The following is a 17,733-nucleotide window of genomic DNA, read 5'->3' as shown; positions in this document are numbered from 1 at the left end:
CGCGAAAGAGAACCCGGATATCCTTTGGTCGCCACCTCGTGGCCGGGTTCGTTTTCGCGGGCATCGGTTCGAGGAAGGGTCCCGGTGGCGGTGTTGCCGCACCGCCACCGGGCCTACATCGTGAAACCCGGCTCAGTCCGGGGGCAGCCCCCTCTCGGCGAGCTCCGTCAACTCGTCCGGCATGTCGCCGGTCCGGTGCCATTCCTGCCATACGGCGAGGTCCGGGAACGTGCCGGACGTCAGCTCGTCGATCAGCGCGCGGCTCCAGGCCGCCTCCGCCTCGAGCATCGCCAGGCCGTACTCCGTCTCGATCATGAACAACCGGGGAACGCCCTCCTCGCGGCTCTGCGCGAGGGCCGCCCGCTGGGCGCCGATCGACTCCTCCAGGTGACCGAGCCGCTCCTGGAGCAGGGCGGTCACCTCCGGCGGGGCCAGTACGGCGAGCACCGACAGGCCCGCCGCGAACCTCGGGTGTTCGGTCCGCGGCGTCGAGATCAGCTCCCGGGTCCACTCGACCAGTTCGCGCCTGCCCGCCTCCGTGATCGCGTAGATCGTGCGTTCCGGGCGGGCGCCCGCGCGGTCGGTGCCGACGACCTGGAGGAACCCGTGCTTCTCCATGTTCTGGACGACGGTGTAGAGCGAGCCCCACTTGATGTCCATGTCCTGGTCCTTGCCACGGGCACGCATCACGGAGGCCATCTCGTACCGGTGCATGGGCCGGGGGTAGACCGTGGCCAGCACCGCGAGGGCCAACAGGTTGTCGACCTTGCGCTTCTTGACCATGACCGGCCTCCTCCTCGTTACTCGTCTACGAATATACGTGTACGAGTAACGACCCGCAAGGCCACGGCAGGACGGATCAGTCGAGAACCGCCAGCAGCTGCTTCGCGAACTCCTTCGGCGACTCGACCGCTCCGAGATGTCCGCCCGGGAACTCGACGAGAGGAGAGCCGAGCAGCTCCGCGAGCCGGGCGACCGGACCGTGGAGCGGCACCTGGGAGCGCGAGTCCCGCCCCGCCGCCGGCACCAGCTTGCGGGCGACGGGGCGCAGCGCGGCGACGTCGGGAACGGTCGAGGAGAACGGGACCAGCATGTGCTCCAGGAACACCGGCAGGTTGGCGTGCATCCGGGGCGCCATCTCCCGGATCTCGGGCGGCAGCTCGGTCGGCCGCGCCGAGGGCCGGTCCCCCAGCCCCACGCTGAACCGGGCCATCGCCGCACCGGCCCCTTCGGTACGGAAGACCTCGCGCACGTCGGCGAACAGCGCCCGGTGCGGAGCGGGGTCGTCCAGGAGTTCGAGCAGCGGCGGCTCGTGCGCGACCACGCGGCGCAGCCGCTCGGGGTGCCGGGCGAGCAGGTCGACCGCCACGATGGCGCCGGAGCTGCTGCCGAGCACCGAGGCCTCCTCGTCCGGGCCGAGCAGGTCGAGCAGCCGGCGGGCGTCGTCGCTCCACACGTTCACCCTCTGGTCGGTGAGCGGACCGTCGAGGGGACTGCGGGACAGGCCGCGCGGGTCGTAGGAGACCACGGTGTACCGGGTGGCCAGGTCCGCCGCCATGCCCGCGTACAGGCCGGCGTCGGCGGCGCCGCCGGGGATCATCAGCAGCACCGGTCCGCTGCCGCGCTTCTCGTAGTGGAGGGTGGCACCGGGCACCTTGAGGGTGCCGGTCAGGGGCGTGTTCATCGGGCGCCTTCTTCGCGTTGGGACGGCCAGTTCGTCAGGAGCACGTGGAGCGCGTCGAGCGAACGCGACCACGACTCCTGAACCTCGCGGGGGTGACGGAACCCCTCGCCGAGCTCCAGGTGGATGTAGCCGTGGAAGGCGGCGCGCAGCAGGCGGCCCGCGTCGGTCGCGTCGGGCTCGGCCAGGCCGTACGCGTGGAGCATGCCGTAGGTCAGCTCGATGCTGCGGCGCAGCGCCACGGATCCGGCGGCCTCCTCCGGCGTGAGCCGCATCTGGGTCGCCGCGTAGCGGCCGGGATGGTCGAGCGCGTACCGCCGGTAGGCGTCGGCGAACGCGACGAGCGCCTCCTTGCCCGCCCGGCCCGCCACCGCCACGGCGATGCGGTCGGTCAGCTGCTCACCGGCGAGCAGCGCGACCCGTACGCGCAGGTCCCGCAGGTTCTTCACGTGGGAGTACAGGCTGGCGTCCTTCACGCCGAAGCGACGCGCGAGCGCGGAGACGGTGACGTGGTCGAACCCGACCTCGTCTGCCATCTCCGCCGCCGCCTCCGTGAGCCTGGCCGCACTGAGACCGGCACGAACCATGCCTCATCCCTCCCTAGGAGCTCTAGGCAGGAGCCTAGGGAGGGAAGGTAGGGCCCGGCAAGCGAGTATCCGGGTCAGTAGTCGTCGGGCGGGTGGCCGCCGCGGGTACGCAGCGTGGTCCGGCCGCGCAGGAGGCGGCGCATCGTTCCGTAGCTCACGTCGAAGCGCTCGGCGACCTGGCGGATGCTCCAGCCCTGCTCGTACAGGCGTACGGCGTCGTCGGTGGTGGGTTCTTCCGGACGGGCCGCGTCGGCGAGGAGTTTTCGCAGGCTGGACCGGGTGTAGCGGCGGTGGCCGCCCGGCGTCCGCAGGGGTGACAGGCGGCCCTCGCGGGCCCAGCGGGCGATCGTCGTCGTACGGACGCCGAACAGCTCGGCGACCTCACGGGGCTTGAGCAGGTCGTCGTCGGGAGAGAGTTCGTCGGGGAGCACGTCGTTCTTTCCGGGGAGAGTGGTCGTCGGGGGGCGCGGGTGCGCGACGGGTCACATGCGGAGGCCGGGCGGCGGGAGTTCGCCGGCGGCGTCGGCCGCGCAGGTCGCCCACACCGTCTTGCCGCCGTGTTCTTCCAGGCGCCAGCCCCAGTCCTTCGAACACGCGTCGACCAGCAGCAGCCCGCGCCCGTCCACCCGGTCCATCGAACGCCGCCGGCGGTCGGGCAGCGCCTCGCTCGTGTCCCACACCTCGATCAGTACGGTGCCGCCCTGGCGCGTCAACGAGAGATGGAACACCTCGCCGACCTTGGTGGCGTTGGTGGCCAGTTCGGCGACGACGATCAGCGCGTTGTCGAGGGCGTCGCCGAGTCGCCAGTCGGCGAGTGCGATCTTTGTGAGGAGCCGGGCCTGTTCGGCCGCGATCGGATGCGGCGGCAGGGGAAATCGGCGAACCCGGCTCTCGCAGATTCGTGGTGGCCGCGCCGTCTCTTCGGCTTCAGGTATCGCCCGCAATTTTCCGCCTCTTCTTTTTCGAAATCCGGTGACCAGGTTCACACGGGCGATTACACTTAGCGACGAACCACCAAAGACCAGTTAGACACCCCCCGTTCAAACCATCGAAACCGCGTATGAGCGGTTTCGTTTTGGAGGTCTCATGGTTGCGAAACGCGAGCCGTACGAGGTCCCGGCAATCCGCGCGTTCGCCGCCGAATTAACGGCATGGCGTGGCACGATGTCCAAGGTAGAGCTGGCCGAACGGCTCGGCTACACCCCCCAGCTCATCGGCCAACTGGAGGCCGGTAAGAACATACCGTCCGAGCAGTTCTCCGAGGACGCCGACACCTTCTTCAAGACCAACGGCCTCTTCCTAAGGCTATGGAAACTGATCATGGAGACCCGCCGTCTAGCGGTCCTGCCGCCCGGCTTCTCCAAATATGTTCAATTCGAGGGCCAGGCCGGTACGATACGGACCTACAGTCTCGTACTCATTCAAGGACTGCTCCAAACAGAGGAGTACGCTCGCGCGATTCTGCTGACCGTCCAACGGCCAGATACGGTCGATCAGTTCGTGGCCGCCCGCATGGAGCGCCAAGCGATTCTCACCCGACAAAAACCTCCGCGCCTTTGGGCAACGATCGACGAGCGGGCCCTGCACTCCATGATCGGCGGCCGAGAGGTGATGCGCGGGCAGCTCCAACACCTGCTGGAGGCCTCGAAGAATCCCAACATCATGGTCGAGGTAGTGCCGCAGGACGCAGAGGCCCACGCCGGCCTGGAAGGCATGCTCGCTCTCCTGGGATTCGACAACGAACCCGACATCGCTTACACCGAATCGGCCGGGCGTGGCCAAGTTGTGGAGGATGCGGCCGGTGTGTCCGACTTCCACGTAAGGTACGACTTGGTCAGGGGGCACGCCCTTCCCGTGGCGGAGTCCCGGAAATTGATCGAGTCGATCCTGGAGGGCCTATGAACTCCCTCGACTGGCGCAAGGGCAGCCGCAGCGGAGGAAGCGGAGGCAACTGCGTCGAGGTCACCGCCCTCTGGCGCAAGAGCAGCCGTAGCGGAGGAAGCGGAGGCGAGTGCGTCGAGGTCGCCGTGGTCGAGTCACCTCGGGACTAACACGTGCTCGCCGCCCGGTACGACGATCTCGTCGTACCGGGCGGCGATGCCGCGTCAGTCACCATGGCAGCCGACCGACGGCACGTTAATGCCACGGACAAGCATTAATCGCACCTGCCAGTAACTCTACGACTCGCGGATCAATTTCCGCTTAAATCTTGATGTCATCCCTGGTCAGAGGGTTAGGGTTTTACTACCATAATCACCATTGGACATACTGGGGCAATGTCCATCTTCCGGCGCAATAAAGCGACCGACTCCAGTTTCTCGGCTGGGCCGTCCGGAGACTGCACCACGCACAGTCCGTGCCGCGAGCTGCTGGCGATGCCCGCCGCCGAGCGCGACGGCCTGCTCCGCCTGATCATGGCGAAGACCTCGGAGCTCGGCCCGGACGCGATCTCCGTGTACCTCAACGACGAGTTGTCCGCGCGCCTGGTCGTGATGGCGGCGGGCGATTCGGGCCGCTACCAGCGGGCCTACCCGGTCCTCGCCCACCTGACGTCCCGCTGGGGCGTCACCCCGCCCGACCTGCTCCTCCGCGCGGTGGAGAACATGAGGCGCGACAACGTGGAGGTCAACGCCCACGACCAGGGCGAGAACTCCCCCCTGTACACCGTCGTCGACCAAGGCGTGTCCGGGGCCGCACACCTCGTACGGCTGGAACAGGCGCTGGGCGTGGACCTCCCGTACGGGGCGATCATCGGGATCCCGCGCGAGCATCAGATCCTCGCGGTGCCGATCCGGAAGGCCGGCGACGTCGCCGCGATCGAGGCCATGCTGCGGCTGGTGCGCGACGTCGGCTCCCAGGCCTCGGACCGGCTGAGCCTCGACGTGTTCTGGCTGCACCAGGGCCGCCTGCACCCCCTGCACGCCGAGTCGAAGAACGGACGCCTGGAGCAGATCTTCCCCCCGCCGGAGTTCCGGCAGCTCCTGGAGCAGTTGCCGCGCGACTAGATCTGCCCGGCGCGCTTGACCCTCACGTCGCGTGAGGCTGGAGGGTGGGGTGCATGAGCGACTACTACAACGCGTTCGAGATGAGTCCCGTACCCGCTCCCGGCCCGGACGCGGTTCCGCCGGAGCCGTTCCACGGCATCTATGGAATGCCCGCGTTCGTGACGATCCCCACGAGCGATCTGGCGGCGTCGGTGGACTTCTGGATTCGCGGGCTCGGGTTCTTCGAGCTGTTCAGCATCCCCGGAAGGGTCGTGCATCTGCGCCGGTGGGCGTTCCAGGACGTACTCCTCGTCCCGGCGGCGAGCGTTCCGGAGCAGGCACCGGCGATGAGCGTCAGCTTCGCGTGCGTGCTCGGCCAGCTCGACTCCCTCGTCGCGGCCTGCCGCGCGTTGCGCCCGGACTCGGTCGACGGTCCACGGGACACCCCCTGGAACACACGCGACGTGGCGGTGATCACTCCCGAGAACGCGCGGATCGTCCTCACCGCCGCGAAGCCCTTCGATCCGGCCGGTCAGGAGGCGCGGAACCTCGAAGCCGTCGGGATCACCCCACCGGGCGGCGACGATGAACAATGAGGAGTATGCCTGATCCCGCTGACGCCGACGGCCTGACCGTCGGCCAGGTCGCGACGCGTCTGGGCGTGACGGTCCGCGCGCTGCACCACTGGGACGAGATCGGTCTGGCGCGACCGTCGCTGCGCACGGCCGCCGGATACCGGCTCTACACCGCTGGTGATCTCGACCGCCTGCACCGCATCGTCGTCTACCGCGAGATCGGTCTCGGCCTGGACAGAATCCGGGCCGTCCTGGACGACTCGGCCGCGGACGTGCCGGGCGCGCTGCGCGCGCAGCGCGCCCTGGTCGCCGAACGGATCGACCGCCTCCAGCGGCTCAGCGCCGGACTGGACCGGATGATCGACGCCCACGAGCGCGGCCTGCTGCTGACCGACGAGCAGCAGGCCGCGATCTTCGGCCCGCAGTGGAACCCGGACTGGCCCGCCGAGGCCCGCCGGCGCTACGGGGACACGGCGCAATGGCTGCGGTACGCCGAACGTTCGGCCTCTCGCGGTCCGGAGGAATGGCAGGCCATCGCCGACGCCAATGCCGACCTCGACCGCGCCCTCGGGGATGCGATGGACGCCGGCGTCACACCCGGCAGCCCGGAGGCGAATCGACTCGTCGAGCGGCACCGTGAGGTCTTCGCCTCCTACTTTCCCCTCACCCGGCAGATGCAGGTCTGTCTCGGCCGCAGGTTCGAGGCCGATCCGGGATTCGCCGCCCACTACGACGGCATCCGCGCCGGCCTCGCCACGTGGTTCCGGCGCGTCATCGACGCGAGCGCACGCGCCCACGGCATCGACCCCGACACCGCGACCTGGCAGTAGAGCGCGAGCCCGGCAGCCGGGCATGTCCGAATCCGAGGGGTGGCCGTCCTTGCCGCCATCGGCGGGCACCGGCCAGGCTGAACCCGTGGCCTCCCCCGTTGCGCTCCTGTCTCAGTCGCGTCGCACGGCGTAGGTCAGGTGAGTGGCGCGGGCGCCGCCGACGATGGTCGGGTCCTCGAAGCGGTAGGGCGAGCGCGTGAGGTCGGCGAAGTAGGGGATCCCCGCACCCAGCAGCACGGGCACCAGGCTGATCCGGACCTCATCCAGCAGACCGAGGTCGAGCGCTTGGGCGGCGATGCTCGCGCTGGCGACGGTGACGTCCTTACCGCCCGCGATCTGCCGGGCCGTGGCGATGCCGGCGGCCACCTCGCCGACGAAGGTGGTCCTCGGCCATGCCGTGGTGTCCTGGGGCGGGCGGTGGGTGACCACGACCACCGGAGCGCCCACCGGATGGTTGTCGTCCCAGCCGTTGGTGAGGTCGAACAAGCGCCGCCCGCAGACCAGGGCCCCGGTGCCGGCGAGGATGTCCCGCAGCATCGCGGCACTTCCTCGGTCAACGGTGAAGGAGCTGTGCCCGTCCCGGGCCGGCACCTCGACCTCGCCCGCGTTGTACCAGTCGAACAACTCGCCGCATCCGTCCTGGGTGTCGGCGATGTAACCGTCCAGCGACATCGTCATGTGCGAGAAGACCGTGGTCATCATCCATTCCCTTCGGGCTTTGATGTGGACATGCGGTAGAACGTCGAACGGCGGCCGGACTCATCGCTCGCGTGGAAAATCGATGAGTCATGGGCCTCATCGAGGAGGCGAGGATGGAACTCGACGACGTGCTCACCGCCGTGCGCTCAGGCAGCGAGCCGGCGTTCGCGCGGCTGGTGGACCGCTATCGGCGGGAGCTGCACCTGCACTGCTACCGCATGGGCGGCTCGTTCGACGAGGCCGAGGAGGTGCTGCAGGAGGCCCTGCTGAAGGTGTGGCGGGCGAGACAGAGCCTCCCGGCGGCGGGCGGGGTGCGTCCATGGCTGTACCGGGTCGTGACCAACACCTGCATCGACGACGCGCGCCGCCGCGCGCGACGGGTGCGGCCCTTGAGTTCGTTCGAGGAGATGCCCTGGCTGCAGCCCTACCCGGACGGGCTCCTGAACCAGGCCCTGCCCGCCGACGCCGAGCCCGAATCGGTGGTCATCGCCCGGGAGACGATCAGCCTGGCCTTCTTGGCCGTGATCCAGACACTGCCCGCGAAACAGCGAGCCGTGCTGATCCTCCGGGACGTCCTCGGCTGGTCCGCAGCGGAGTGCGCGTCCTTGCTGGATGCCTCCGTCCCCGCGGTGAACAGCGCCCTGCAACGGGCACGGACGACAATGCGAGACCACCACGCGCGTCGCACCACAGCGAGCTTGCCCAGCCCGGCGACCGAGGACGAGCAGGCTCTGCTGAAGCGCTACATCGAGGCACACGAGCAAGGTGACGCCGCCGGCCTCGCCGCCATCATGGCTGAGGACGTCCGCGTCACGATGCCGCCCGCGCCATTCCGCTACGAGGGCCGAGCGGCCCTGGCCCCGCTGCTCGCGCGGGCGTTCGGGCCCGACGGCGACAGCGACTGGCTGGCCGTGGCCACCCGCGCGAACCGCCAGCCGGCCGCAGCGTGCTACCTGCGCCGACCCGGCGGCTCACAGTACCGGGCCTTCAAACTCGACGTCCTGCGCATCGAAAACGGCACGATCGCCGAGACCACCACCTTCGGCAACGGACAGTTCCCCGCCTTCGACCTCCCCACCACCCTCGAACCCCGCCGATCCTGACCACATCGCTCACGACTTTGACGCGAGCGCGCGCCCACGGCATCGACCCCGACACCGCGACCTGGCAGTAGAGCGCGGGCCCGGTAGCCGGGCATGTCCGAATCCGAGGGGTGGCCGTCCTTGCCGCCATCGGCGGGCACCGGCCAGGCTGAACCCGTGGCCTCCCCCGATCGTCTCGTGCTCCTCGTCGTCTACCCCGGCATCCAGATGCTCGACGCCGTCGGGCCGGCCGAGGTGTTCTCACTCGCGGGGATCGGACTGCGCGGGCGCGGGTACCGGCTGCTCGTGGCCTCGCCGGACGGCAGGTCCGTGCGCTCGGACTCGGGCCTGCGGCTGGAGGTGGACGCCGCGCTGTCCGACGTCACCGAGCCGGTGGACACCCTCATCGTGGCGGGCGGGTTCGGTTTCGACACCGCGACCACGCCGGAACTCCTCGACACCATCGGCCTGCTGGCGCGCCGGGCCCGCCGGGTGTGCTCGGTCTGCAGCGGCGCGTTCCTGCTCGCGGCGGCGGGGTTGCTGGCCGGAAGGTCCGCCACCACGCACTGGCTGATGTGCGGCGACCTGGCCCGCAGGTATCCCGAGACGACCGTCGAACCCGACCGGATCTTCGTCCGGGACGGTGACGTGTACACCTCCGCGGGGGTGACCGCCGGGATCGATCTCGCGCTCGCGCTGGTCGAGTCCGACCACGGCGCGGAGACGGCCAGGGCCGTGGCCCAGGCACTGGTGGTCTTCCTGCAGCGGCCCGGCGGGCAGTCCCAGTTCTCCGCGCGGCTGGACCACGGGGTCGCGACCGGCTCGCCGCTCCGCCCGGTGCTCGACGCGATCACCGCCGACCCGGCCGCCGACCACAGCGTGCCGCGGCTGGCCGAACGCGCGCACATGTCCGAACGCCACCTCGGACGGTTGTTCGGCGAGCAGACCGGTACGACCCCGGCGAGGTTCGTGGAGCGCGTACGCGTCGAGGCCGCCCGTGACCTGCTCGAACGCTCCACGTTGCCGGTGGAGGGGATCTCGCAGCGCACCGGGTTCGGCAGCGACGAGACCATGCGCCGCGCGTTCCTGCGCGTGCTCGGCGTGGCGCCCGCCGACTACCGCGACCGCTTCCGGTCGGCCCATCCCCCACAGGAGGTTCTCTGATGCAGATCGCCATCGTGCTCTATCCCGGGCTCACCGCCCTGGACGCGATCGGTCCGTACGAGGTGCTCAACCTCATGCCGGACGCGGAGGTACGGTTCGTCGGCGCGGAGCCCGGGCCGGTCGTGGCCGACAGCGGCGTGCTGTTCCTCGGCGTCACGCACTCCTACGCCGAGACGCCCGCGCCGGACATCGTGCTGGTGCCCGGATCGTCCGCCGCGACGGCCACCGCGATGGCCGACAAGGAGCTGACCGGCTGGCTGCGCCGGGTGCACGAGACGGCCACCTGGACCACCTCGGTCTGCTCGGGAGCGCTGGTCCTCGCCGCGGCCGGCATCCTGGACGGCGTCCCGGCGACCACGCACTGGCTCGTGCAGCCGATACTGGGCAAGCTGGGCGCCGAACCACGGCCCGACGAGCGGATCGTCCGATCGGGGAAGGTCGCCACCGCGGCGGGGGTGTCCGCGGGCATCGACCTCGGGCTGTGGCTGGTCGGCGAGATCTGCGGCCCCGAGCGCGCCGAGATCGTCCAGCTCACCATCGAGTACGACCCGCGGCCGCCGTTCGACGCGGGCCATCCGAGCAAGGCCGGCGAGCAGGTGCGCAAGAAGGCGCGAGCGGAACTGCTCCGCGCCGGTGCGAACCCCCGGGAGGCGATCGCCATCCCGCAGGTGCTGTGGCGCCGGGCGATCGGCGCGTACCGTGCGTGAGTCAGGTCCGGGACTCCGGCGCCGGCCGCCGGCCGCGCAGGAGCGAGGCCACGGCGGCGAACGCGGCGAGGGCGGCCGACACGGCGAAGACGACGACGAGGCCGTGGTGGAACGGCTCCGCGATCAGGTGCGGGAAGAACTCCCGGCCGGTGAGGGCCTGCCGGTTCGCCGGGGAGAGCGCCGGCAGGGCGCCGGTGGGCGCGAGCAGGCTCTCGATCGGGTTCACGCCGAGGATCGCGGCGAACAGCGACGACACCGGGGGAAGCGCGCCGATCTGGTGCGCGACCCCGGCGGACACGCCGTACCGCTGAAGGCCGCCGGTCAGCGTGTGCGGCAGGCTGCCCGCCAGCCCCGCGATCATCAGGGAGAAGAACACCCCGATCGACAGTGACGTGCCGGAGTTCTGGAACGTCGAGCGCATGCCCGACGCCGCTCCCCGCTGGCGGGCGGGCACGCTGCTCATGATGGCCGAGGAGTTCGGCGAGCTGAACATGCCCGTGCCGATGCCGTTGGCGGCGATGAGCAGGGCGAACGCCCAGTACGAGAAGTCGGCGGGCAGCAGCATCAGCCCGACGAAGCTCCCGCCGAACACCACCATCCCGGCGGTGGCGAACCCGCGCGCGCCGAACCGGTCCGACAGCAGGCCCGAGATCGGCCCGGCCACGAGGAACCCGCCGGTCAGCGGCAGCAGGAAGATGCCGGCCCACAGGGGCGTGTCGCTGTAGTCGTAGCCGTGCAGGGGCAGCCAGATGCCCTGCAACCAGATGATCAGCACGAACTGCAGGCCGCCCTGCGCGAGACGCGTCGCGAAGCTCGCCGCGTTGCCCGCCGTGAACGCGCGGATGCGCAGCAGCCCGATCTGGAACATCGGGTGCGCCACCCTGGTCTCCACGACGGCGAACACCGCGAGGAGCAGGACGCCGCCGATCAGCTCGGCGCACACCGTGGGGTTCGTCCAGCCCATGGCGTGGTGCCCGTACGGGTGGATGCCCTCGGTGATGCCGACGAGCACCGCGCTCAGCCCGACGGCGAACGTGATGTTGCCCCACCAGTCGATGCGGCCGGGGTTGCGCTCGCCGTTGTCGCGGAGCCGGCGGTACGCCCACAGGGTGCCGAAGACGCCGACCGGGACGTTGACCCAGAAGACCGCGCGCCAGTCCCAGATCGCCAGCACTCCCCCGGCCACCAGGCCGACGAACTGCCCGGCCAGGCCCGCGACCTGGTTGATGCCGAGCGCGAAACCGCGCTGCCGCGCGGGGAACGCGTCGGTGAGGATCGCGGCGGAGTTGGCGGTGAGCATGGAGCCGCCGATCGCCTGGAGCATCCGCCAGCCGATCAGCCACAGCGCCCCGTGCCGCCCCTGGAACGGATCGAACGACAACAGAAGCGATGCGACGGTGAAGACGAGGAACCCGGCGTTGTAGATCTTCACCCGGCCGTACATGTCGCCGAGCCGCCCGACGGGCACGACGAAGACCGCCTGGACGAGCCGGTAGCCCATGATCATCCAGAGCAGGTAGCCGACGTTCGCGGGCGCGAGCGGGTTCAGGTGGATGCCGCGGAAGATGGCCGGCAACGCGATGAGGACGATCGACCCGTCGAGCACGGCCATGAACACGGCGGCGGTCGTGTTGGCGAGCGCGACCCACTTGTACCGATCTGTTGAGTCGCGTTCGCCGAGCTGCTCCCGGTCATCGAGCCGGTCGGCGTCGGTGGCCGCCATCAGATGTTCTGCGCGAGACGCTCGATCAGCGGTGCCGCCGCCATGAGGTGCCGCCGTTCGTCGGGGCTGAACTCACTGGCCAGGACCTGGGCGATCTGCCGGATCCGCGCGGTGCGCTTGTCGCGCAGCAGCGCCCGGCCCGCCTCGGTCACCGACAGGACGATGCGCCGGCCGTCCTCGGGATCGGGCCGCCGGTCGACCAGTCCGCGCGATTCGAGGGCGCCGAGCGTGGCACCCATCGACTGCGGGCTGATCTGCTCCGCACGCGCCATCGCACTCGCCGTGGTCGGCCCGGAACGGTCGAGCCGCGAGAGCGCGGCCGTCTCGGGGAGGGTGAGCTCCTCCTGGACCGGCACCTGCCGCATCCGCCTGCGGAACATGCTCATGCTCACGAGCAGCGCCGCGGCGACGTCCTCCGCACCCGGATCATCGGTCATATTCATAAGGCTAGCCTGATAAGACTGGCCTTATCAACATGAGCAGGCGCCACGCAGGGGTCGTTCGTCGGCGGCGTCACGGGTCGGGCCGGCGACACGGCTCAGCCGCGCGGCGTCGTCTCAGGTAATGCGACCACACCCCGGCGAGCGCATCGGTGCGGGAAATGGCGAGCTCCAGTGCACGTTTTGGCAGGTCGGCCTGGACCGGTGTGTCTAGGCTCGACCAGCACCGTCCATTCGTGCCCTAGCGGCCGGTCTCCAGGCGTGGTGCTCCCCCGATCCTCTCCCATTAGGAGCACAACATGATGATCTCCTGGACTGGAAAGGGCTGGCTCGCGCTTCCCATCATCGTCGTCACGGTCGTGATCGGCGGCTTCCTTGCGGTCCCTCTGAGTTCGATCCACGCACTCGGCTCCAATGCCGTGTTCTGCACAATGCCGTTCGCTTTCGCGCTGGCAGCCTTCCCGAGCTATCTCCTGGGACGTACGCTCAATTCCTCGGTGGGAGCCGACGGCCGGCGCGTCTGGCACAACCGCCACCGTTTCGGGGTGGGCATACCGCTTCCGCTTCAGAGCATGTGGGTCGGCGAGGCGGCTGTCGCCTACCTGCTGCTCGCCGTCTTGATCGGTGGTGTGCTGTTGAACTCGCCACCGGTGGTCTGGACTCTGTGGCTCCTCTTGATCGTGGTCGGTGTTGTAGCGGTGATCACCTTGCGTCGACGGCGGAAGAACGAATTGGAACAGGTTCGCGCCAGGAGCCGCCGAGCGACGCAGGCGATCAAGGCCGGGGAGACCATGCGGTTCGGAGGCCTCAGCGTTTCCAACGCCGGCATCGAGTGCGACGGTCGCATGTTGCCCTTCACGGAAATCGTGCGCATCCACCACGACCGCGACAACCTCTACTGCCAACTCCATGCGGGCACGTACACCTATCCTCTATCCAAAATCCACGACCACACCGTTGCCGCGGGAGTGGCGATCGGTTTCCATCGGGCGACCACCGGCCGCAATTGACACTCCCGACTCCTAAGAATCGTGGAGGAGAGCCAGGCCACGCCGAATGGGGAAATCGTTTATGGTCAGGGCGATACCGCCACCGCGCGATCTCTGGATGCGTCCGCGGCACCGGCTTGAGTCTCCTGTGAGGGGAGACGCCAGGCTGTAGGACATGGACGGCGACACTCTGTACCCGATCGGCGAGCTGGCCCGGCGGACCGGTCTCACGGTCAAGACCATCCGGTTCTACTCCGATCGCGGAATCGTGACGCCGGCGGAACGCAGCCCGGCCGGCTACCGCCTCTACGGCATCGATGCCGTCGCGCGCCTGAACCTCGTACGGACCCTGCGGAGCCTGGGACTGGACCTGCCCACGATCGGCAGGGTCGTCGACCGGGAGCTCTCCCTTCCCGAGGTCGCCGCGACACACGCCGAAGCCCTGGCGGCGCAGATCCGCGTCCTGCGCCTGCGGCACGCGCTGCTGACGGTGGTGGCCGAGCGCGGACTCACCGGAGAGGAGACCGATCTCATGCACCAGCTGGCCCGGTTGTCCGAGGACGAACGCCGACATCTCATCGGGGACTTCCTCGACGCCGTCTTCGGCGGTCTCGGCTCCGCGTTCGCGGGGATCATGCGCTCGATGACCCCCGAGTTGCCCGACGATCCCGAGGCCGAGCAGGTCCGTGCCTGGGTGGAGTGGGCCGAACTCGCACTGGACCCGGACTTCCGCGCCGGCATGCGGCGGATGGCCGAGGACCAGGCGACCGAACGGGCATCGGTCATGGGACCGCGCCGCGACCTCGCCGCGGTCGTCCAGGACCAGGCCGTCCCCGCTCTGGCGGCCGGCGTCGCCCCGGCCTCGCGCCGCGCCGATCCGATCGTCGCGACGCTGACGGACCACTACGCGTACCTCGTCGACCGGCCCGACGACGCCGAGCTTCGCCACCGGCTGCTGGCCCGGCTGGAGAGCGTGACCGACCCTCGCCGGGATCGGCACCTCCGGTCGCTTGCAGTGATCAACGGCTGGCGCGCTCCGGAGAACGTGGCCCCGGCGTTCGCCTGGTCCGCCCAGGCCGTACGCGCCCGGATCGAGCGGTAGCGGAGGCATGCGACGCGCCGGAGGATGCGATGCGCTCGAGGAGCTGTTCGTGCAGGTCTTGGCTCCGTTGTTCGGGCGGTGTGAGCCGCGGTCGCGGGCCCGCTCCTATCTGCTGGGCCTCTGTTGAGCTCGCTGGAGCGCAAGAACGGCTGGTCGCTGGCGAAGTTCGCCGGTGATGCGAGGCCGGACGGGATGCAGCGGCTGCTGAATCACGCCCGGCGGGACGCCGATCTGATGCGGGACGCGCTGCGCCGCCAGGTCGGTGAGCGGATCGACTCGCTGAGCGGGGTGCTGGTCGTCGACGACACCGGCTTTGAGAAGAAGGGCGGGCGTTCGGCCGGGGTGCGGCGGCAGTACACCGGCACGACGGGAAAGATCACCAACTGTCGGATCGGGTTTTTCCGCGGTGATGTCGAATCGCGTCGAGTCCGTTCGTAGCCAGGGTGAGAGGCCGGCAAGGAGCCGGTCGCGACACACCGGAGGCTCACGATGTCCGTCACCACCACCACCGTTCCCGTTTCCGCCAAGTCGCTGATCGCCGGGGGTCTGACCGCGGCGGCCCTCGCCGCCGTGGCGACCTCGGCCATCGCGGCGGCGGGTAAGGCCGCCGGGATCAGCCTGGCCGTCGGCGGCGCGCCGATCCCGGTGTCCGGGTTCGCCACACTGACCGTCATCTTCTCCGTGGTCGGCCTGGCGCTCGCCCTGGTCCTGGCCCGCATGGCCCGCCGTCCGCGCACGGTGTTCGTCCGCACCACGCTCGTGCTCACCGCGTTGTCGCTGGTGCCGGACGTGCTCGCGGACGCGTCCGCGGCCACGAAGGCGCTGCTGATGCTGACGCACCTGGCCGCCGCCGCGATCGTGATCCCGGCCATCGCCCGCCGCCTCGCCGCCTGATCCCTCGAACAAGACCTGAGATGACAAGGAGCGTGCCCACCGTGAACCAGGAGAGCGTGAACGCCACCCTCACCTTCGCCGTGCCCGCCGCGAGAGTGTTCGCGGTGCTGGCGGACCCGACGACCCACGCGGCGATCGACGGCACCGGATGGGTTCAGGCACCCGCCGACCGGACGCTGCTGACCGAGGTCGGACAGATCTTCCGGATGGACATGTTCCACGCCGGCCATCCCGACGGTGACTACCAGGTCGTCAACAAGGTCGCGGTGCTCGACCCGCCGCGCGTCATCGGCTGGCTGACGGGGACGGACCAGGGCGACGGCCGGCTGGAGTTCGGCGGCTGGATCTGGCGCTACGACCTGACGCCGACCGGTCCGTCCGAGACCGAGGTCACCCTCACCTACGACTGGTCGGCGGTGCCGCAGTACATCCGGGATCGCATCGGGTTCCCGCCGTTCGACCCTGAGCACCTCATCAACTCGCTCCATCACCTGGCCGAGCTCGCCGCACCGGCGGCCCAGGCCTGACCGTACGACGACGAACACCCCACACCCACATCAGCGAACGAAACGGGAGAATCCCATGACCACCGACGCCACCACCGTCAGCCCGCAGACGCCCGACGGCTGGACCTGCGGCACCTGGACCATCGACCCCGCCCACACCACAGTGAGCTTCTCGGCGCGCCACCTGATGAGCCGGGTACGCGGAACATTCGCCGAGGTCAGCGGGCAGATCGTCACCCACCCCGACCCCGCGGGCTCGACCGTCACGGCCGTGATCGGGACCGCCTCGGTCAACACCGGCAACCAGATGCGCGACGACCACCTGCGGTCGGCCGACTTCTTCGACGTCCAGACACATCCGCAGATGACGTTCGTCAGCCGGACGCTGCGCCGGGTGGTGGACTCCTGGGTGCTGTCGGGTGAGCTGACGATCCGCGACGTCACGCGGACGGTGGACCTGGAGGTCGAGTTCCTCGGCTCCGACCCGACCGGGCTCCAGGGCGAGCCGCGGATCGGCTTCTCGGCTCAGGCCACCATCAGCCGCCGCGACTTCGGCATCACCTTCGGCCTGATCGCCGACGGCACCAAGATCATCATCGCGGACAAGATCGACATCACCCTGGACGTCCAGGCGTTCCCGGCCGCCTGACACACCGATCAGCAACGTTCCGCAAGTATCGGTGACGCCGCTCGTGTCCCGGCGCCCGCGCATCGCCGCCAACACCGATGAGAGCAAGGCCGTCGAGCTGCCCGACGGCACCATCGAGCAGAACAGCCGGCCGAGCGTCGGCGGCTACCGGTTCATCGCCACGTCCAGTGACGGCGGCCGGACCTTCGGCCCGGTCGCGGCGGCTCCCCAGCTCATCGACCCGCACGTCAACGGCGACGTGATCCGCGTCGACCCGGCGGCGAAGGGCGCGCACCGCGACTGGCTGCTGTTCGTCAACCCGGCGAGCCAGCTGGCCCGCGAGAACCTCACCGTACGGCTGAGCTGCGACGCCGGCCGGACCTGGCCCATCGCGAGGCTGATCCACCCCGGCCTGTCCGGCTACCCCACGATCGGCATGGTCGGGAAGGACCGGTTCGGCGTCTTCTACGAGAACGGTGACAAGTCCTCGTACGCGAAGCTGACCTTCACGACGTACCGGCTGAGCGACCTCGGCGCCCACGGCCGTCACACGGGGTCGTCGACGGCGGCCAGAGGGACGGTGAGGCCGTGCAGGTCCTCGAAGGCCTCGCGGATGAGCTCGTCGAGGCTCCGGTCGGGGTGGTCGAGCCAGGCGATGCTGGCATGACCGAAGGCGGCCATGCCGACGTGGGCCGCCAGTGAGGCGGTGGATTCGGACGCGCCCCGGTCGCGCAAGGCGGTCGCCAGGGCCTCGGTCAGGGCGGCCTTCTTCGCCTGGTCTCGCTCACGGAGGGCCGGGGTGGCGGTGATGACGCGATGCCTCGGCTCGGAGAAGGAGCGGTTGCCCTCCAGCACGGGCACCACCACCGTACGGAGGGTCCACAGGACGGTCGGAAGCGGCGCGAGGCCTTCCGGGGCGCCGGCCACGCCGGCGGCCAGGGCGTCGCGCAGGGTCTTCTCGCCGTCGAAGAGGACCTCGCGCTTGTCGGCGAAATGCCGGTAGAAGGTGCGCTCGGTGACGCCGGCCCGCGCCGCGATCTCGGCCGTGGTGACCTGGTCGAAGCCGCGTTCCGCGTACAGGTCGAGGGCGGCCTGCTGCAGGCGCAGGCGCGCCGGTCCTCCATCGCGCGGCATCCCCGCAG

The 17,733-nt window shown here is 69.9% G+C and carries 22 protein-coding genes and 1 pseudogene; 14 read left to right on the top strand and 9 right to left on the bottom strand.

Annotated features, from left to right (window positions below):
* Positions 1-132: 132 nt before the first annotated feature.
* The 5 genes from ACQEV1_RS17730 to ACQEV1_RS17710 form a co-directional block, all read right to left on the bottom strand.
* Entirely contained in the window at positions 133-783 is a 651-nt protein-coding gene (locus ACQEV1_RS17730; protein ID WP_285617295.1) for a PadR family transcriptional regulator, read from the bottom strand.
* 76 nt (positions 784-859) lie between these two features.
* Entirely contained in the window at positions 860-1,684 is an 825-nt protein-coding gene (locus ACQEV1_RS17725; RefSeq protein WP_433394753.1) for an alpha/beta fold hydrolase, read from the bottom strand.
* The gene (locus ACQEV1_RS17720; RefSeq protein ID WP_285617297.1) at positions 1,681-2,268 is read right to left on the bottom strand and encodes a TetR/AcrR family transcriptional regulator; all 588 of its coding nucleotides are present in this window, start codon (positions 2,266-2,268) and stop codon (positions 1,681-1,683) included. Before ACQEV1_RS17720 ends, ACQEV1_RS17725 begins: the two co-directional genes overlap by 4 nt.
* Positions 2,269-2,342: 74 nt before the next feature.
* The gene (locus ACQEV1_RS17715) at positions 2,343-2,699 is read right to left on the bottom strand and encodes a helix-turn-helix domain-containing protein (RefSeq protein ID WP_349497937.1); all 357 of its coding nucleotides are present in this window, start codon (positions 2,697-2,699) and stop codon (positions 2,343-2,345) included.
* A 51-nt stretch (positions 2,700-2,750) separates the two neighbouring features.
* Positions 2,751-3,212: an ATP-binding protein gene (locus tag ACQEV1_RS17710; RefSeq protein ID WP_433394752.1), complete on the bottom strand. Its 462-nt coding sequence runs from the start codon at positions 3,210-3,212 to the stop codon at positions 2,751-2,753.
* 142 nt (positions 3,213-3,354) lie between these two features.
* Between ACQEV1_RS17710 and ACQEV1_RS17705 the strand changes: the two genes are divergently transcribed.
* From ACQEV1_RS17705 to ACQEV1_RS17685, 5 genes are all read left to right on the top strand, one after another.
* Positions 3,355-4,170 (top strand): helix-turn-helix domain-containing protein, encoded by an 816-nt coding sequence (locus ACQEV1_RS17705; RefSeq protein WP_433394751.1) that lies wholly within the window; start codon positions 3,355-3,357, stop codon positions 4,168-4,170.
* On the top strand, positions 4,167-4,319 hold the full coding sequence (locus tag ACQEV1_RS17700) for a DUF397 domain-containing protein (RefSeq protein WP_433394750.1): 153 nt from the start codon (positions 4,167-4,169) through the stop codon (positions 4,317-4,319). Before ACQEV1_RS17705 ends, ACQEV1_RS17700 begins: the two co-directional genes overlap by 4 nt.
* Before the next feature lie 225 nt (positions 4,320-4,544).
* Positions 4,545-5,273 carry a hypothetical protein gene (locus ACQEV1_RS17695; protein WP_433394749.1) on the top strand — a complete coding sequence of 243 codons (729 nt, stop codon included), beginning with the start codon at positions 4,545-4,547 and terminating at the stop codon, positions 5,271-5,273.
* Between the two features lie 53 nt (positions 5,274-5,326).
* Entirely contained in the window at positions 5,327-5,848 is a 522-nt protein-coding gene (locus ACQEV1_RS17690; protein ID WP_433394748.1) for a VOC family protein, read from the top strand.
* Positions 5,849-5,853: 5 nt separating this feature from the next.
* Positions 5,854-6,657 (top strand): MerR family transcriptional regulator, encoded by an 804-nt coding sequence (locus tag ACQEV1_RS17685; RefSeq protein ID WP_285617306.1) that lies wholly within the window; start codon positions 5,854-5,856, stop codon positions 6,655-6,657.
* 111 nt (positions 6,658-6,768) lie between these two features.
* Here the strand turns inward: ACQEV1_RS17685 and ACQEV1_RS17680 are convergent, their stop codons facing one another.
* Positions 6,769-7,356, bottom strand: coding sequence for a dihydrofolate reductase family protein (locus ACQEV1_RS17680; protein WP_285617307.1), 588 nt, complete (start codon positions 7,354-7,356; stop codon positions 6,769-6,771).
* A 113-nt stretch (positions 7,357-7,469) separates the two neighbouring features.
* Between ACQEV1_RS17680 and ACQEV1_RS17675 the strand changes: the two genes are divergently transcribed.
* The 3 genes from ACQEV1_RS17675 to ACQEV1_RS17665 all read left to right on the top strand — a co-directional run bounded on the left by ACQEV1_RS17675 (position 7,470) and on the right by ACQEV1_RS17665 (position 10,309).
* On the top strand, positions 7,470-8,459 hold the full coding sequence (locus tag ACQEV1_RS17675) for an RNA polymerase subunit sigma-70 (RefSeq protein WP_433394747.1): 990 nt from the start codon (positions 7,470-7,472) through the stop codon (positions 8,457-8,459).
* A gap of 156 nt (positions 8,460-8,615) precedes the next feature.
* Positions 8,616-9,602 carry a GlxA family transcriptional regulator gene (locus ACQEV1_RS17670; RefSeq protein WP_433394746.1) on the top strand — a complete coding sequence of 329 codons (987 nt, stop codon included), beginning with the start codon at positions 8,616-8,618 and terminating at the stop codon, positions 9,600-9,602.
* On the top strand, positions 9,602-10,309 hold the full coding sequence (locus ACQEV1_RS17665; protein ID WP_433394745.1) for a DJ-1/PfpI family protein: 708 nt from the start codon (positions 9,602-9,604) through the stop codon (positions 10,307-10,309). Before ACQEV1_RS17670 ends, ACQEV1_RS17665 begins: the two co-directional genes overlap by 1 nt.
* Before the next feature lies 1 nt (position 10,310).
* Here the strand turns inward: ACQEV1_RS17665 and ACQEV1_RS17660 are convergent, their stop codons facing one another.
* Together ACQEV1_RS17660 and ACQEV1_RS17655 are read right to left on the bottom strand one after the other, a co-directional pair.
* The gene (locus tag ACQEV1_RS17660; RefSeq protein ID WP_433394744.1) at positions 10,311-12,032 is read right to left on the bottom strand and encodes an MFS transporter; all 1,722 of its coding nucleotides are present in this window, start codon (positions 12,030-12,032) and stop codon (positions 10,311-10,313) included.
* A complete protein-coding gene (locus ACQEV1_RS17655) occupies positions 12,032-12,469 on the bottom strand; it encodes a MarR family winged helix-turn-helix transcriptional regulator (RefSeq protein ID WP_285617319.1) in 438 nt (145 codons plus the stop codon). Before ACQEV1_RS17655 ends, ACQEV1_RS17660 begins: the two co-directional genes overlap by 1 nt.
* Before the next feature lie 302 nt (positions 12,470-12,771).
* Between ACQEV1_RS17655 and ACQEV1_RS17650 the strand changes: the two genes are divergently transcribed.
* The 6 genes and pseudogenes from ACQEV1_RS17650 (at position 12,772) to ACQEV1_RS17625 (ending at position 16,612) form a co-directional block, all read left to right on the top strand.
* On the top strand, positions 12,772-13,482 hold the full coding sequence (locus ACQEV1_RS17650) for a hypothetical protein (RefSeq protein WP_433394743.1): 711 nt from the start codon (positions 12,772-12,774) through the stop codon (positions 13,480-13,482).
* A 154-nt stretch (positions 13,483-13,636) separates the two neighbouring features.
* Positions 13,637-14,563: a MerR family transcriptional regulator gene (locus ACQEV1_RS17645; protein WP_433394742.1), complete on the top strand. Its 927-nt coding sequence runs from the start codon at positions 13,637-13,639 to the stop codon at positions 14,561-14,563.
* Positions 14,564-14,570: 7 nt separating this feature from the next.
* Positions 14,571-14,965, top strand: a pseudogene (locus tag ACQEV1_RS17640) (transposase); the annotation flags it as partial.
* Between the two features lie 87 nt (positions 14,966-15,052).
* Positions 15,053-15,457 carry a DUF6069 family protein gene (locus ACQEV1_RS17635; RefSeq protein ID WP_433394741.1) on the top strand — a complete coding sequence of 135 codons (405 nt, stop codon included), beginning with the start codon at positions 15,053-15,055 and terminating at the stop codon, positions 15,455-15,457.
* Between the two features lie 41 nt (positions 15,458-15,498).
* Positions 15,499-15,984, top strand: a complete 486-nt coding sequence (locus tag ACQEV1_RS17630) for a hypothetical protein (RefSeq protein ID WP_433394740.1) — start codon at positions 15,499-15,501, stop codon at positions 15,982-15,984.
* Positions 15,985-16,039: 55 nt separating this feature from the next.
* Positions 16,040-16,612: a YceI family protein gene (locus tag ACQEV1_RS17625; protein WP_433394739.1), complete on the top strand. Its 573-nt coding sequence runs from the start codon at positions 16,040-16,042 to the stop codon at positions 16,610-16,612.
* A 525-nt stretch (positions 16,613-17,137) separates the two neighbouring features.
* On the opposite strand, the gene ACQEV1_RS17620 is transcribed toward ACQEV1_RS17625, so the two are convergent.
* Positions 17,138-17,725, bottom strand: a complete 588-nt coding sequence (locus tag ACQEV1_RS17620; RefSeq protein ID WP_433394738.1) for a TetR family transcriptional regulator — start codon at positions 17,723-17,725, stop codon at positions 17,138-17,140.
* Between the last annotated feature and the right edge of the window lie 8 nt (positions 17,726-17,733).

Source organism: Actinoallomurus sp. CA-142502, from assembly GCF_050936355.1.
GTDB classification, from domain to species: Bacteria; Actinomycetota; Actinomycetes; order Streptosporangiales; family Streptosporangiaceae; genus Actinoallomurus; species Actinoallomurus iriomotensis.
The sequence above is the reverse complement of the archived record's forward strand: the minus strand, read 5'-3'. Positions and strand labels throughout refer to the sequence as shown.